Source organism: Vibrio lentus (assembly GCF_002875945.1).
Taxonomy (GTDB): Bacteria; Pseudomonadota; Gammaproteobacteria; order Enterobacterales; family Vibrionaceae; genus Vibrio; species Vibrio apostichopi.
The window spans coordinates 40,202-54,670 of sequence record NZ_MCZK01000155.1 but is presented as its reverse complement, the minus strand read 5'-3'; the positions used below and the strand labels follow the sequence as shown (position 1 = coordinate 54,670).

Annotated in this window: 14 protein-coding genes; 6 read left to right on the top strand and 8 right to left on the bottom strand. The window is 43.7% G+C overall.

The annotated features are described in order from the left end of the window. The 7 genes from nqrF to bolA form a co-directional block, all read right to left on the bottom strand. On the bottom strand, positions 1 to 1,227 hold the full coding sequence (nqrF, locus tag BCT49_RS19055) for an NADH:ubiquinone reductase (Na(+)-transporting) subunit F (protein WP_102437469.1): 1,227 nt from the start codon (positions 1,225 to 1,227) through the stop codon (positions 1 to 3). A 29-nt stretch (positions 1,228 to 1,256) separates the two neighbouring features. After that, positions 1,257 to 1,853, bottom strand: a complete 597-nt coding sequence (gene nqrE / locus BCT49_RS19050) for an NADH:ubiquinone reductase (Na(+)-transporting) subunit E (protein ID WP_004735211.1) — start codon at positions 1,851 to 1,853, stop codon at positions 1,257 to 1,259. A 7-nt stretch (positions 1,854 to 1,860) separates the two neighbouring features. Next, entirely contained in the window at positions 1,861 to 2,493 is a 633-nt protein-coding gene (locus tag BCT49_RS19045) for an NADH:ubiquinone reductase (Na(+)-transporting) subunit D (RefSeq protein WP_004735210.1), read from the bottom strand. Continuing rightward, a complete protein-coding gene (locus BCT49_RS19040) occupies positions 2,493 to 3,260 on the bottom strand; it encodes a Na(+)-translocating NADH-quinone reductase subunit C (RefSeq protein WP_102437467.1) in 768 nt (255 codons plus the stop codon). Before BCT49_RS19040 ends, BCT49_RS19045 begins: the two co-directional genes overlap by 1 nt. Beyond that, on the bottom strand, positions 3,250 to 4,494 hold the full coding sequence (locus BCT49_RS19035; protein WP_102437465.1) for an NADH:ubiquinone reductase (Na(+)-transporting) subunit B: 1,245 nt from the start codon (positions 4,492 to 4,494) through the stop codon (positions 3,250 to 3,252). The genes BCT49_RS19040 and BCT49_RS19035 overlap by 11 nt, the downstream gene beginning before the upstream one ends. 5 nt (positions 4,495 to 4,499) lie before the next feature. After that, positions 4,500 to 5,840, bottom strand: a complete 1,341-nt coding sequence (locus tag BCT49_RS19030) for a Na(+)-translocating NADH-quinone reductase subunit A (protein WP_102267172.1) — start codon at positions 5,838 to 5,840, stop codon at positions 4,500 to 4,502. A 521-nt stretch (positions 5,841 to 6,361) separates the two neighbouring features. After that, on the bottom strand, positions 6,362 to 6,670 hold the full coding sequence (gene bolA / locus BCT49_RS19025) for a transcriptional regulator BolA (RefSeq protein ID WP_076654632.1): 309 nt from the start codon (positions 6,668 to 6,670) through the stop codon (positions 6,362 to 6,364). Positions 6,671 to 6,845: 175 nt separating this feature from the next. Here bolA and BCT49_RS19020 point away from each other — a divergent pair, with 175 nt between their 5' ends. The 4 genes from BCT49_RS19020 (at position 6,846) to BCT49_RS19005 (ending at position 10,595) form a co-directional block, all read left to right on the top strand. Then, entirely contained in the window at positions 6,846 to 7,997 is a 1,152-nt protein-coding gene (locus BCT49_RS19020) for a methyltransferase (protein WP_102437463.1), read from the top strand. 67 nt (positions 7,998 to 8,064) lie between these two features. Further along, positions 8,065 to 8,634 carry a YajG family lipoprotein gene (locus BCT49_RS19015; RefSeq protein WP_102312286.1) on the top strand — a complete coding sequence of 190 codons (570 nt, stop codon included), beginning with the start codon at positions 8,065 to 8,067 and terminating at the stop codon, positions 8,632 to 8,634. Then, a complete protein-coding gene (locus tag BCT49_RS19010; RefSeq protein WP_102437461.1) occupies positions 8,634 to 9,182 on the top strand; it encodes a peptidylprolyl isomerase in 549 nt (182 codons plus the stop codon). The genes BCT49_RS19015 and BCT49_RS19010 overlap by 1 nt, the downstream gene beginning before the upstream one ends. Before the next feature lie 54 nt (positions 9,183 to 9,236). Then, positions 9,237 to 10,595, top strand: coding sequence for an AmpG family muropeptide MFS transporter (locus BCT49_RS19005; RefSeq protein WP_102437459.1), 1,359 nt, complete (start codon positions 9,237 to 9,239; stop codon positions 10,593 to 10,595). Positions 10,596 to 10,672: 77 nt separating this feature from the next. On the opposite strand, the gene BCT49_RS19000 is transcribed toward BCT49_RS19005, so the two are convergent. Further along, positions 10,673 to 12,019, bottom strand: a complete 1,347-nt coding sequence (locus BCT49_RS19000; protein ID WP_102437457.1) for a DUF4397 domain-containing protein — start codon at positions 12,017 to 12,019, stop codon at positions 10,673 to 10,675. Between the two features lie 585 nt (positions 12,020 to 12,604). Between BCT49_RS19000 and BCT49_RS18995 the strand changes: the two genes are divergently transcribed. Together BCT49_RS18995 and panE are read left to right on the top strand one after the other, a co-directional pair. Beyond that, entirely contained in the window at positions 12,605 to 13,426 is an 822-nt protein-coding gene (locus BCT49_RS18995; RefSeq protein ID WP_102437455.1) for an outer membrane protein OmpK, read from the top strand. Positions 13,427 to 13,537: 111 nt separating this feature from the next. Next, positions 13,538 to 14,431, top strand: a complete 894-nt coding sequence (gene panE, locus BCT49_RS18990) for a 2-dehydropantoate 2-reductase (protein WP_102437453.1) — start codon at positions 13,538 to 13,540, stop codon at positions 14,429 to 14,431. Positions 14,432 to 14,469 lie beyond the last annotated feature (38 nt).

The window sequence follows — 14,469 nt, the reverse complement described above, 5'->3', positions numbered from 1 at the left end:
TTAACCACCGAAGTCATCTAGTAGGATGTTTTCATCTTCTACACCAAGATCTTTCAGCATGCCGATAACAGCCGCGTTCATCATTGGTGGACCACACATGTAGTACTCACAGTCTTCAGGAGCTTCATGATCCTTCAGGTAGTTTTCGTACAATACGTTGTGGATGAAACCAGTGTAACCGTCCCAGTTGTCCTCAGGTTGAGGATCAGACAGTGCACAGTGCCACACGAAGTTTGCGTTTGCAGCCGCTAGGCCGTCGAAGTCTTCAATGTAGAACATCTCACGCTTAGAACGTGCACCGTACCAGTAAGACATCTTACGAGTAGAGTTAAGACGCTTAAGTTGGTCGAAGATATGTGAACGCATTGGCGCCATACCTGCACCACCACCGATGAATACCATTTCATTGTCTGTGTCTTTAGCAAAGAACTCACCAAATGGACCAGAAATAGTACATTTGTCGCCTTCTTTAAGAGACCAGATGTATGAAGACATCACACCAGGAGCTACATCAGGATTGTTTGGCGGCGGAGTTGCGATACGCACGTTAAGCTTGATGATGCCTTTCTCTTCTGGGTATGAAGCCATAGAGTAAGCACGGATCGAATGCTCTTTAACGATAGACTCGTAACGGAACAAGTTGAACTTATCCCAGTCACCACGGTATTCGTCAGGAATATCGTAATCTGCGTATTTCACGTGATGTGGTTCAGCTTCAATCTGAATGTAACCACCGGCACGGAAAGGTACTTCTTCGCCTTCAGGGATAGCAAGTGCTAACTCTTTGATGAAAGTAGCTTCGTTATCGTTAGAGATAACGGTACATTCCCACTTCTTAACACCAAAGATGTCTTCGTCTAGCTCAATCTCCATGTCAGTTTTCATAGCAACTTGACATGCAAGACGTTCGCCTTCACGAGCTTCGCCTTTTGTGATGTGATCAAGTTCTGTTGGTAGAATATCGCCACCGCCAGACTTAACTTTTACACGACACTGACCACAAGAGCCACCGCCACCACAAGCAGAAGATACGAAGATGCCTGCACCAGCAAGAGCACCAAGTAGCTTACTACCAGGTTGAGTAACGATCGCCTTCTCAGGGTCGCCGTTTACAGCAATAGTGATGTCACCTGATGGTACTAGCTTAGATTTAGCGAAAAGAATCACTAATACTAGAGCCAATACAATAATGGTAAACATCGCTACGCCAAGAATAATGCTTTGCATTTGTTATTCCTTATTACTGGGTGCTTACCCTACAGTTGAACACCAGAGAAAGACATAAAGCCTAACGCCATCAAACCAACAGTAATGAACGTGATACCAAGGCCACGTAGACCTGGAGGTACGTCAGAGTACTTCATCTTCTCACGGATACCCGCAAGAGCAACGATAGCTAACATCCAACCCACACCAGAACCGAAGCCGTAAACAACAGATTCAGCAAAGTTGTAGTCACGAGTTACCATGAAAGATACACCACCAAAGATTGCACAGTTAACTGTGATCAGAGGAAGGAAGATACCTAGTGCGTTGTACAAAGGTGGGAAGAAACGGTCTAGAACCATCTCTAGGATTTGTACAAGTGCAGCGATAACACCGATGAATGCGATGAAGTTAAGGAAACTTAAATCGACACCGGCAACAAGTGCATTTTCTTTTAGGATGTGTGTGTAAACAAGGTTGTTTACAGGAACAGCGATTGTAAGTACTACAACTACCGCAACACCAAGACCAAAAGAAGTTTTAACTTTCTTAGAAACCGCTAGGAATGTACACATACCTAGGAAGAAAGAAAGCGCCATGTTTTCGATGAAAATCGATTTAACTAGCAGACTAATATAATGTTCCATGACTACCTTACCCCTTCGCTTCTACTTGTTCTGGTTTGAACACACGAATTGCCCAAATCAAGAAACCAATTAGGAAGAATGCTGAAGGTGCTAGAAGCATCAAGCCGTTTGGCTGATACCAACCACCGTTGCTCACTAGAGGTAGTACTTCCATACCAAATAGTTTGCCAGAGCCTAGAAGCTCACGGAAGAAACCAACAGTGATAAGAACGAAACCGTAACCAAGACCGTTACCAAGACCATCGATGAACGATGGGATTGGAGCAGACTTCATTGCGAATGCTTCAGCACGACCCATTACAATACAGTTAGTAATGATTAGGCCAACGAATACAGATAGCTGTTTAGATATATCGTATAGGTATGCTTTAAGCACTTGGTCTACCACGATTACTAATGATGCGATAATTGCCATCTGAACGATGATACGCACACTGTTAGGAATGTGGTTACGGATTAAAGAAACGAAGAAGTTAGACAGAGCAGTAACGAACATTACCGCAATAGTCATAACAAATGCTGTTTCTAGCTTAGTGGTTACCGCAAGAGCAGAACACACACCAAGAACCTGTAGCGCGATTGGGTTGTTATCCAACACAGGCGCTAAGATGCTCTTTTTAATTTCTTTTGCACTAGACATTAGTTCAGACCTCCGTCACGAACTTTTGCTAGGAACGGACCAAAGCCCATATCACCTAACCAGAAGTCAAATGTATGTTGAACACCAACGCTAGTCAGTGTTGCACCAGAAAGGCCATCTACACCGTGCTCAGAACCTTGAGGAGCGCCACCTTTAACAACCTGAATAGCAGGCTTGTGGTTTTCGTCGAATAATTTCTTACCAACGAATTGAGCGCGCCAAGTTGGGTTCTCAACTTCACCACCAAGTCCAGGAGTTTCACCTTGCTCGTAGTAAGTGATACCAGAAACTGTGTTGCCATCAGTTTCTACCGCAACGAATGCGTACATCATTGACCATAGGCCGTTACCGTGAACAGGGATGATAACTTTAGAAGTTTCAGCGCCATCTTTCACAAGGTATACAGTACCCGTGTTAGCACGACGAATGATCTTAGCGATGTCATCTTCAGCTGAAAGCTTAATTGACTCAGCAGGATCTTTTGCCGCTTTACGTTGGTCGTATGCAGCAGCATCGCCGTCAACGAAATCGCCAGTAGCGAAATCAACTAGACGAGGTTCGATGTTCTCTGCGTACAGTGCTGGAATATCACCTGCAAGCTCAATACCCGCAACTTCAAGGATCTTAGTTTGCTGATCCAGAACTGCGTTAGCTTGCTGCTTAGGTTTAAGAACAACTGCAGCTGTTGAAACGATGATTGAGCACACTAGGCTCAATGCGATAACAACAAACAGCGTCTTTTTAATGCTATCGTTATTACTTGCCATAGCGCGCTAGTCTCCGCTTAATGTTCTTCTCGATTACAACGTGGTCAAACAGAGGAGCAAATAGGTTTGCGAATAGAATCGCAAGCATCATGCCTTCTGGGTATGCAGGGTTAACTACACGAATCATTACACACATTGCGCCGATTAGGATGCCGTACCACCACTTACCTTTATTGGTAAATGAAGCTGATACTGGGTCTGTCGCCATGAAGAACATACCGAACGCGAAGCCACCTAGAACTAGGTGCCAGTGCCAAGGCATGCTGAACATTGCGTTAGTATCAGAACCGATCACGTTGAACAGCGTAGACACAGCAATCATACCGATCATTACACCAGCAATGATGCGCCATGAAGCGATACGCATGTAAACGATCATCGCTGCACCAATCATAAGTGCTAGAGTCGATACTTCACCGATAGAACCTGGGATGTTACCAATGAATGCGTCCATCCAAGTGATTGCTTCACCAGATGTTACGTTCATTAGTGCGCTACCACCGCCTTGAGCCCATTGGCTAAGAGCAGTTGCACCAGAGAAACCATCTGCAGCAGTCCAAACTACGTCACCTGAAATCTGTGCAGGGTATGCAAAGAATAGGAACGCACGGCCAGCAAGTGCAGGGTTCAGGAAGTTACGACCCGTACCACCGAAGATCTCTTTCGCTACAACAACACCGAAGGTAATACCTAGTGCTGCTTGCCATAGAGGAAGAGTTGGCGGAACGATAAGCGCAAATAAGATAGAAGTAACAAAGAAACCTTCATTTACTTCGTGCTTACGCACCATACAGAACAGAACTTCCCAGAAACCACCAACGATAAATACCGTTGCGTAGATAGGTAGGAAGTATGTCGCACCAAGTAGCATCTTGCTGCCAACACCTGCATCGGGCCCTAAGGAGGCTCCAAGCATTTCGGTTAGCCAGTAGTGCCAGTTACCATCGATAACAGAAACTAATTCAGCGCCTGCGTACATATGGTTAAGTGCAGCGATAGCTTGGCCACCCGCGTTGTACATACCCCAGAACATTGCTGGGAATACCGCGAACCAAACCATGATCATGATACGTTTTAAATCAACGCTATCACGAACGTGTGATCTTTTCTTTGTGATAAGACCTGGCGTGTAGAACACTGTAGCTGCTGCTTCGTAAAGCGCAAACCACTTCTCGTGTTTACCACCTGGCTCAAAATGATGCTCGATGTCTTCAAGAAACTTTTTAAGGCCCATGAAAATTACCCTTCCTTCTCAATCGTATCTAGGCATTCACGAAGTAGTTGACCGTACTCGTATTTACCTGGACATACAAAGGTACACAATGCTACATCTTCTTCGTCTAGTTCTAGCGCACCAAGTGCTTGAGCACTATCAATGTCGCCTGCACATAGATCACGAAGCAGCAATGTTGGTTCCATATCTAGAGGCATTACGCGCTCGTAATTACCAATTGGAACCATTGAGCGGTCACTACCGTTTGTTGTCGTTGTCATGTTGAACAACTGACCTTTAAACATGTGACCAAGGAATGAACGAGTAACAGAGAACTTGTTCTTACCAGGCATAGCCCAGCCGAATAGCTCTTTATCACGACCTTCACGTAGAACAGAAACTTGCTGATGGTAACGACCAAGGTAAGCATGTGAACCTGTTGCTTCAGTACCCGTAAGTACAGAACCAGAAATCACACGAACTTCACCTGGCATTAACTCGCTGTCTGTCAACTCTTCAAGGCTAGCACCAAGTTGAGTACGAACTAGACGTGGGTTGTTTACCACTGGACCTGCCAGAGAAACAACACGCTCAGAGTAAATCTCACCAGTAAGGAAAAGCTTACCGAATGCGATAACATCTTGGTAGTTAATGCTCCACGCTACATTTTGTGCATTTACCGGGTATAGGTAATGCATATGCGTGCCTGCAAGACCTGCAGGGTGTGGGCCATCAAAAACATGTTCTTCAACGTTAGACTGAGCTGAACGAGGTAAGCTAGTACCTTTTTTACAAACGTACACTTTACCGTTAGTCAGAATTGAAAGAAGATCTAAACCAGCAACGAAAGCATCAGACTGCTCGTTAATGATTAATTCTGGCTCAGCTGCTAGCGGATTAGTATCCATAGCAGTTACGAAAATAGCCTGAGTTTCAGAATCAATGGCTGGAACCTTGCTGAACGGACGAGTTCGCAAAGCGGTCCATGCGCCAGACTCAACTAACTGAGCTTTAACCGTTTCACGGTCAAGGCCTACTAGTTGGTTAGCTTCATAGCTATTGAACGTGATTTGCTCATTGCCTGCTACTTCAATCACTACTGATTGAAGAACACGCTTAGCACCACGGTTCACTTCAATAACTTTACCGCTTGCTGGAGAAGTAAATACAACACCTGGGTTCTTTTTATCTGCAAAAAGAACTTGGCCTTTCTTCACTTCATCACCAACGCGAGCATGCATCGTAGGACGCATACCAACGTACTCTTCGCCAAGCAAGGCGACTTTAGTGATGGACTTACCATCATTAATCACCTGGGATGGAGTTCCTGCGATAGGAAGATCCAAACCCTTCTTTATTGTAATCATACGCACTTGCACTACTTTATCGGGAAAAAGATTCTTTTAATTGCGTAAATTCGGGACGTTTTATTCCGCCCTTAGACACGACATTACAGTGTCCGGTTTCGGTAGATTTGAGATACCAAAATCGCAACATTATCTTAATAAATTCATCACACTAATTATGTGAGATTTATCAGGTGCCGTATTCTAGCATTTTTTGACAACTTGATGCCATGACCAATAACTTGAATACGGCCTTTATTTGGTGAGATTTGAAGCATATGGACTCTCAAATATGTATAAATTTGACGAGCCGCACAGATAAAATGGCTTTTGAATCGTGTTTTAAACAAGAGATTAATACTCTGTCACAAACTAATATTTTACGAGTTATGTTGAAACACTGTTAATAAAAACATTACTCATTGTAGGTATTTTTGACAGCTCAATTTGACATCAATCTGAGTGATATAAAACCTAAAAACACATAGTTTTGATGACAAAAGAGGCGGTATAACCACCTCTCTTTATATGTATTGAATCTATTACTTGCCACCGCCCATACACATAGGGCTATCTGGCACGTTATCTAGCTGCTTCATCCATTCATCTTTTGTATAGGTGTGAATGGATAGCGCGTGAATATTATTCGCCAGTTCTTCTGAAAGTGTTTTATTTACCGCTCGGTGACGAGCAATAAGACGCAAACCTTCAAACACATCGCTGACAACAATCACTTTAAAATGACTCTCAGAACCAGCCGGAACATTGTGCATATAGCTCTCATTCACCACGTTTAAATGACTTGGTGAAAACTCATTGTGCAATTTTGTTTCGATAACTTCTTGGATCATTGTGATTCCTTAAATAGCGTATTGGCATTATCTGTCGCTCCAGTATAAACCCTAACTAACCGACTGTCTGAGTATTTCATCGCTGACTCGTGGGGTTTAGTCGAGTTTTTTATATCTTGTTCAGGCTGCATTTGAGACAATATCTTTGTTATTTCTTACATAAGTATCTCAAGCAATGAAAACTGAACTTACCCTTCACGATAGAACTTTAACCCTAAATCGTTTCCCCAACCGTTCAAATGAAACCCTTCAAGCTTGGGATGCCGGCGACGAATACCTGATTAGCCATGTTGAAGAGATGAATCTTGAACCTGGTAAACACATCCTGATCATGAACGACAGTTTTGGCGCCCTATCCGCTTGGTTCTCAAAAGATCATGACGTGACCATGATGAGTGACTCTTTTATCTCTCATCGCGGAACGCTAAAAAACTTGCAGCGTAATCAGAGCAATCGTGTGAACTTTTTAAACACCATGGACGATATCCCACACGGTATCGACCTTGTGATCATGCAATTGCCGAAAACCAACCGCCACCTTGTATGGCAGTTGAGTCAGTTGCGCCAAGCACTGCCTGAAGGCTGCCAAGTAATTGGTGTGAATAAAGTTAAAGAAATCCACACTTCAACACTGAACCTGTTTGAAAAGTATCTGGGTGAAACCAAAACCTCTCTAGCTAAGAAAAAGCATCGCCTTGTGTTCTCGTCTCCAAACTGCCAACCGATTCAAACGGTAGAGCCTTATGTTGAATGGGATGTGGACGGTGAAGATATTCGCTTGAAAAATTTACCAAATGTTTACTCAGGCGAGGCACTCGATCAAGGCGCTCGTTATATGTTGGAACACATTCCACAAGATCCAGAATTGCGTCACATAATTGATTTGGGTTGTGGCAATGGTGTACTGAGTGTGAAAGCAGGTCAGTTAAACCCACAAGCTCGTATTACCTGTGTAGACGAAAGCTTCATGGCGGTGGAATCTGCGCGCCAAAATGTAAAAGACAATCTTGGCGAAGAAGGTAACTTCCAGTTCATCGCAAACAACTGTTTAGATGGCTTTAAGAAAAACAGCACCTACTTAGTTATGTGCAACCCTCCGTTCCACCAGCAGCAAGCGATCACTGATCACATTGCGTGGCAAATGTTCTGTGATGCAAAGCATGTTCTTAGTAACGGAGGTAAATTAATTGTTATTGGTAACCGACACCTCGGATACGATGTCAAACTAGCAAGATTATTTGGTGAAGCTAACGTCGAAACGCTTGAATTGAACCAAAAATTTGAGATATTACAGGCAACAAGAGAGCCTGCTAATTTTAATAAATAGGCAGTAGACTGCTTCATAAGAATTTAAGATACCGAGCTTCTGGTGTGAATTTAGAAAGGATAAAGGAATGAAAAAACTGATTTTGGCTGCTTCTATCATGGCTCTGACTGCCTGTTCAGCCCCTCAGCAAGAACAGATCAACGTAATGCCAGAAGCTTCACTAAGCTCAAGCAATATCGTTCAAGACAAAACATACACACTAACGAGCAAAGATGTTCGTGCCGCTCAGTATGTAGCCTTGGTTGATAGTGGCCGTTCAAATATCCAGCCGATTCACGCGAAACAGAACATGCGTATTTCTCTAGAGGACGCATTAGCAAAACAACTGGACTCTCAAGGTTTCCGTGCAAGCGTAAACAGTGAAAACTCAATTGTTTTAGAGATTCAAGAAGCACTTGTTACCGTAGAACACACCATTATGGAAAACCAAATGGACGGTAAAGTGACACTTGAAGTCACGGCTGAGACACCTGAAGGTAAGCTCGTTAAAACATTCAACGGTACTGCAACTCGTACTGGAGCATTAAGCGCTTCAAACGATGACATCTCAATGGTTCTAAACGATGTGATTAACTTGGTTCTTACTGAAATCGCGAACGATCCTGAACTACAAAACTACATGAAGGAACGTTTCTAATGAGCCGTATTCTAACTTCTATTGCATTAATGCTGGTTAGCGTGAGCGTTTGGGCTGCCCCTAAAGTGAACGTAGAGACGACATTAGGCGACTTCACTATCGAGCTAAACCAAGAGCAAGCACCGATTAGTGTGGCTAACTTCCTAAAATACGTTGAAGATGGCAGCTACGAAGGCACTATCTTCCACCGTGTTATTCCTGGATTTATGGCGCAAGGTGGCGGCTTTGATCAAGATATGAATCAACAAGCGACTTATGCTCCAATCAAAAATGAAGGCAGTAACGGTCTAAAGAATGATACAGCAACGATCGCAATGGCTCGTACTAACGCGCCAGATTCTGCGACTCGTCAGTTCTTTATCAACTTTTCGGATAACGACTTCTTGAATGCAAAAGGTGGCAACCCTGGTTACGCTGTTTTCGGTACGGTGACTGAAGGTTTCGATGTCGTACAAAAGATGGCAACCATTCCAACTAAGCGAATCGGTCGTATGTCAGATATCCCATCAGACCCTATCATCATCAACAAAGTAACACTTCTTAAGTAATCTCATACAGCGCCCTTAACCTCTTAAGGGCGTTTTTCTATACAAGGACGCCCCATGTCATCTGGCACTCCCTCTCTTTCTTGGATGCAGACCTTCCGTAGCTATCTAGATAAACGTCTACTTTGGGTGTTTATGCTGGGTTGTTCGAGTGGCTTTCCTTGGGTTCTTATCGGCTCTAACATGTCTGGCTGGCTAAAAGATGCTGGCTTAACTCGTGCTGCGATCGGTTATTTCGGTAGTGTATTTGCCGTCTATGCCATTAACTTTCTTTGGGCACCATTGGTAGACCGAGTAAAACTGCCGGTGCTTCACGCAATACTCGGCCAACGCCGCAGTTGGATCTTTTTCTGCCAAACCATTGTTTTAATCGGCACCTTATTCATCGCAGGCGTCAATCCCGCAGATAATTTGGCGTTTACCTCAATGTTAGCGCTCGCTATTGCCATTGCCTCAGCCACACAAGACATCGCAATTGATGCATTTCGTATTGATACCTTCCCAAAATCCGAAGCATCAAAACTGCCGCAAGCATCCGCAATGGCCGTGATGGGATGGTGGACGGGTTATTCTCTTCCGGGTTATCTCGCCTTTATCAATGCCGATACTATCGGTTGGAATGGCGTGTACTACGGCATGGCTGGCGTTGTGATTATTCTGATGCTATTCACTTTATTTGTCGGTGAACCAACAACACAACGTGAAGCGCTACAACAAGAAGCACAGCAGCGACATAATAAGGTGGTGGGTTCAAAAGTCGTCGCTTGGTTTAGCGTAACGGTACTAGAGCCGTTCTACGATTTCTTTAAGCGTAACGGTGTTCAAGTTGCCATTACTCTGTTGCTCTTCGTATTCCTATTTAAGATTGGTGAAGCCTTCTTAGGTAGAATGTCGATTCCCTTCTATAAAGAGATTGGCTTTAGCAATGAACAAATCGGCCACTACTCCAAGTTAATTGGCTGGGGCGCAACAATATTCTTCACCTTATTAGGCAGTGTCTTCAATGTGAAATTTGGTATTGTACGTGGGCTAATGATTGGCGGCGTAGCAATGGCAGCCAGCAACCTAATGTTTGCATGGATAGCTCAAGTAGGGCCAAATGAAAACTTATTCTTGGCAACAATTATTGTCGATAACTTTACTACCGCTTTCTCTACTGTCGCATTTGTGTCTTTCTTGACGCTATTAACTGGGCAAGCCTTCTCCGCAACACAATATGCCTTGTTAGCGTCCTTGGGCAATTTCGGTCGAACAACACTGGCTTCATTCAGTGGTGAGCTCGTCGATTACCTCAATGATTGGTCAACCTTCTTTATACTGACGTCATTAATGGTGATACCGAGTTTGATCATGCTCTACTCGTTGCGTCACTTTTTCACGGATTTATTAGAAAAAGCTAAAAACAACCACGAATAAGATAAAAAGAAACAGAATAGAAAGAGGGTAGCATCGCGCTACCCTCTTTTACTTTGTCGCTATCAATCTAATAAGAGCTAGTCTGTTGTATCACTCACAATTAGGTTAAAACCAGTACCCATTGAGTCGTCAATTGCCACGACTTGATACACCACGCCATCAGCTAATATCGCCTGTGCTGAATTAACCGCTATTGTTGATGGGTCACCTGCAACGGTAATAGTTACATAATAGGTTCCCGCTGCAACATAAATACCATTCACATAATCTTTGAATTTCACATCGCTCAGCGCAGGGGTGCTGCCAGCAATACCCGTATTCTCGGTCAAGTAAATATCTACCGAAGCTGCAATTGGGTTTGCCGCCGCATGGGTAATATTCAATACTGCGCTAGTCGCTACCGGACGACGGTTCTCAGGGATTACAAGTGCTTCCAAGTTCAATGGAGACACAGTCCCCACGGCATAAATGCTGTAATCCATTCCGGCAAACACAGCGAGACCATCTACATCGATAAATGTCGGAGACGTCGTCGCGGTTTCGTAGATATCAATATCGTAACTTCCTGCCGCTAAGTCTAAGAATCCACGAACTTCTTTAAACATCAAAGCATCAAGCGGAGCAAACTGAACTGAATTAACATACACATCTACATCTGGCGCTCCATCAACTAAATGCCCGACTCTTACTTCAGCAGTTTCTGCCATATCGTAAATTAATGACGACCCTTTCCCATCCATCACCATCAACTTCACTGGTGATGCACTGTTTGAATCAGCTCTTGGCACAGCAGCTATAGTAAGTTCACTGCCGCCAGAAAGCGTTATCTCTCCTGAATCAAAAGCAATAGCACTTCCGCTCACTGTTTCTAATCTTACACGGTACTGACCAGCTGGAATATTCAGCACATCAGTAAAATCTTTGTAACCCAAAGTCCCAAGCGGCGCACCTAACGGATCACTCGGTCCGGTAACATACAGGTTTACATCACCAACTCCTGTTGCTGCATGTACAACTTGTACATCTAAACTTGAGCTTGTTGCCGTTCCCTCTGCAGGGCGTGTAACAACTAAAGCCTCTACAGGATTATTAGAGCCATCGGCGTCGCCGACCACCATGACGGTATAATCTAAGTCACCGTTCAAATCGAATTGGCTTTGAGGAATCACGGTGGCGACAGCATCACCAGGTAATTGCACATCGACTTGTACTGATGTCTGCCCCTGGTCGACAGAGGCGTAACCAGACGCTTGAGCATAATCAACGCCAGTCCAGCGAGCCTGACTATTTACGATAACATTAGCTAAGGGCGCGTCGGGTGATGCATGCACGGCTTGCAGTTGTGTTGTTGGTTCATCGTCGTCATCACACCCAACAATGAACAGCGCTGAAATTGCTACCGCTAATAATGGTGAATATTTCATCGGTCTTCTCTCCAAAAAGTTAGACCAGTTCGTCACACAAAAAGATAAGCTCAGTAAAAATCTTTAAACACTCTCTCGGTATTTAGTGCAGTGAACTGTCTCAAATATATCTGTTGTTTGAAAAGTAATGAGGCTCGAATTCCAGATTACTCATCAAATGAGTTGTTCATCAATTGATTCCAACACCATTACGAAGTTGGTCAAAAATGGATCAAACACAGAATGGAGGGTTAGTCTATTTAGTCACTTTTCAGCGCGAAAAGCCTTGGAAAGGAATACTGTTGATTTTGATATGCATGTCACTCTATTCAGTAGAATCGTTTGCTTAGGGCAGTAATTCACCAATTTATCCATAAAATAATCGAATTTCACAAAATCAATAGAATTAGTGGTGCATCAAGATGCATTGCCATCTTAAAGTTCCATCATTTAGATCATTAGTGTGATCAATCTCACCATAATAATTATAGTTTTCACTCCGTCTCACTTTTATTTGAGAACAAAATCGCTATTATGCTCGGCATTCGGACATATAAACACGCACGGATTAGCGGGTTACTTATTTCAAACATAGAGAGTTCCATTATGCGTAAATCACTTTTAACTCTTGGCCTACTTGCAGCAGCTTCTGCTCCAGTAATGGCGGCTGATTATTCTGACGGCGACATCCACAAAAATGATTACAAGTGGATGCAGTTCAACCTTATGGCTGCAATCGATGAGAAAGGCGCTGGCCCAGAGTCAACTCACGATTACCTAGAAATGGAATTTGGCGGCCGCTCGGGAATCTTCGATCTTTACGGTTACGTTGATGTATTCAACCTAACTTCAGATCCAGGCAGCGACAAAGCTGGTGCAGAAAAAATCTTTATGAAGTTCGCACCTCGTATGTCTCTAGACGGACTAACTGGTAAAGACCTTTCTTTCGGTCCAGTTCAAGAGCTTTACGTTGCATCTCTTATGGAATGGGGTGGTAACTCTGGTGTAAACAACCAGAAGATCGGTCTTGGCTCTGACATCATGGTTCCATGGTTCGGTAAAGTTGGCCTAAACCTATATGGTTCTTACTACGGTAACGACAAAGACTGGAACGGTTTTCAAATCTCGACTAACTGGTTCAAACCATTCTACTTCTTCGAGAACGGTTCATTCATCTCTTACCAAGGTTACATCGATTACCAATTCGGTATGGAAGACAAGGCTGGTAACAAGTTCAACACTAACACGTCAAACGGCGGTGCTATGTTTAACGGTATCTACTGGCACTCAGACCAATTCGCTGTTGGTTACGGTTTGAAGCTATACAAAGACATCTACGGTTTTTCAGATGGTGAAGCACTACCATGGACTCAAACTGTTGACTCTTCAGGTGTAGGTCACTACCTAGCAGTAACTTACAAGTTCTAATAGCACGAGTTAAGAAAGTTTCCTAAATGGCACCCTCGGGTGCCATTTTTTATTGCTTTCATTTAATGCCTCGCTATCCTTGCAGCATCACTTTCTTATCTCGGTATTGCTGTGAACATCACGATTGTTGGGCCTGGGGCTATTGGCTCTTTGTGGGCGATAAAACTACTTCAAGCGGGTCATAATGTGTCTTTGTGGGGCCGCTCGGCTGACGACTCAATGAAACTATCATTGGATGAGCAAGCTTCTTTTTCTTTCAGTAATCACAATATCGAAAAGCTATCGGAAAGTGATCTAGTCATCTTCACGGTCAAAGCTTGGCAAGTAGAAGAAGCCACCACCCCACTGCTTCAATATCTCGACCCTGATACCATTCTTATCTTCATGCACAATGGAATGGGCGCGGTCGATCAGGTAGCAACTCAAATTGATGCTCACCCGGTAGTATTGGCGACCACCACCCAAGCGGCATTCAAACCCAATCGCAACAATGTATCCCACACAGGAATCGGCCAAACTCAATTGGGTGCTTTTAACCTCAAGGGTCAACAGTGCACTTTTTTAGTTGATGTGTTGGAGCATGCCTTACCTGCTGTAAGTTGGAACCCAGAAATAAAAACCGCACTCTGGACTAAGCTCGCCATCAATTGTGCCATCAACCCACTGACTGGGTTGGAACAAATCAAAAACGGAGAGCTTGCTGACAAAAGATTTAGCGAAGCTATGAGTTCTATAATTAAAGAACTCACGCAAGTGATGCAGGCTGAAGGTATTACTTGTTCATTTGACGAATTAGAGACAAGCGTCAACAAGGTTATTCAAGCGACAGCAAAGAACAATTCCTCAATGAAGCAAGATGTGTTTTACCAACGAAAGACAGAGATCGACTTCATTACCGGACACCTAATAAAAACCGCGCGTAAGCATCAGATAGAAGTTCCGGTTAACCAAAAGCTCTTCGATCAGGTTAAAGAACGAGAAAATAGCTGGAATCATCAAGATTAGTCAGCAACGGTTAACAAGTCGCGATAAAATAACGATAC